The sequence below is a fragment of the Mycobacterium sp. TH-M82 genome, from assembly GCF_057473605.1.
Genome location: NZ_JBYCKY010000748.1, coordinates 1 through 1333, shown reverse-complemented (window position 1 = coordinate 1333; position 1333 = coordinate 1). Strand labels below are relative to the sequence as shown.

Annotated in this window: 2 protein-coding genes; both read left to right on the top strand. The window is 66.8% G+C overall.

The window, feature by feature from the left end; translation table 11 throughout:
* A partial coding sequence (locus AC2VON_RS22335) for a PE family protein (protein ID WP_486954821.1) occupies nt 1-951 on the top strand: 951 nt, incomplete at its 5' end.
* A 159-nt stretch (nt 952-1110) separates the two neighbouring features.
* Nucleotides 1111-1333 (top strand): PE family protein (locus tag AC2VON_RS22330; protein ID WP_486954820.1); only part of this gene is annotated, 223 nt, incomplete at its 3' end.

The window sequence follows — 1333 nt, the reverse complement described above, 5'->3', positions numbered from 1 at the left end:
GCGCAGCTGTTCGGCGCCTTCGGTCAGGAATACCAAGAGATCAGCGCCCAGACACAGGCGTTTCATCAGCAGTTCGTCAATTTGCTGAACTCCGGCGGCGCCGCTTACGCCGCCACCGAGGCGGCCAACGTCCAGCAAACCCTGGCCGCCGCGGTGAACGCGCCCGCGAGGGCGATGCTGGCGGTCCAGTCCAGCGCCGCGGCCGCCGAACAGAACGCGGGCCAGGGCGCCATCGCGAATGCGGCCGCGTCCGCCAACTCGCTCCTCGCCCCGTATGAAAGCCTGCTCGCCAATACCAACGCGAACCTGCAAAGCATCGGCACCACCTGGACATCGGTGACCGAGCCCGCCCTGGCGCAGGCGTTCACCACCCAATTCGGCAGCCCGCAACAGATTTTGACCTCGGTGGCGAGCGGAAACCTGCAGCCGCTCTTGGCCATTCCCGCGCGACTCGCACTGGGCACCGCCAACGTGCTCGGCGACGTCGCCAACCCGATCTCGGTGACGGTCACGTCTTTGACGCAGACCAATGCGTCGCTGGCGATCGGGGTCGGGCTGCCAGAGCTGCTGGCGTTCGACGCGCTGGGCGCGCCGGTCAACGCGGCGGTGGCGATGCAGTCAAGCACCACTGCGTTTTTCGGCGCGCTGCAAGCCGGAAACCCGGTGGGGGCGTTCACCACGCTCGTCGGCGCACCGGCGAATATCGCCAACGCCTTCCTCAATGGCGAGGTGACGCTGCCGGTCGGGTTGCCCCTCGCCGGAGTGCCGGCGGTTGCCGAGATTCCCTTCAGCGGTCTGCTCGCCCCGCTTCGGCCTTTTTCGGCGACGGCGACATTGCAGGGTTCGTCGCTGCTGCAGACCGTCACCATCAGCGGCCCGCCCGTTGGTGGCCTCATTCCCGCGCTGGCGGAGTACACGCCCCAGCTGCTCGCGACGGCCTTCGAAAGCTAAGTCGCACAACGTATTACGGCCGGGGGTTGCGCTGCGACCGCGCCCGGGGGTTCACGAAAACGGTGGTTTTCGGCAACGGCGTATTGAACGTCCATTAAGCTCGAATTTGCCTTGACGGCCATCGGATGGCAGCGCTGTTACATCGATGGGGGAGCAAATATGTCGTTTGTGGTGGCGGTGCCGGAAGCGATCCAGACGGCAGCCCAGGATCTGGCGGGAATCCGGTCGGTACTGGCCGAGGCAATCACGACCATGGCGACGCCCACGACCGGGGTGGTCCCCGCAGCCGGCGACGAGGTGTCCGCGGCCGTTGCGGCGACGTTCGGCAACTTCGGCAAGGAGTTCCAGTCCCTGAGCGCCCAGGCGCAAGCGTTCCATGCCG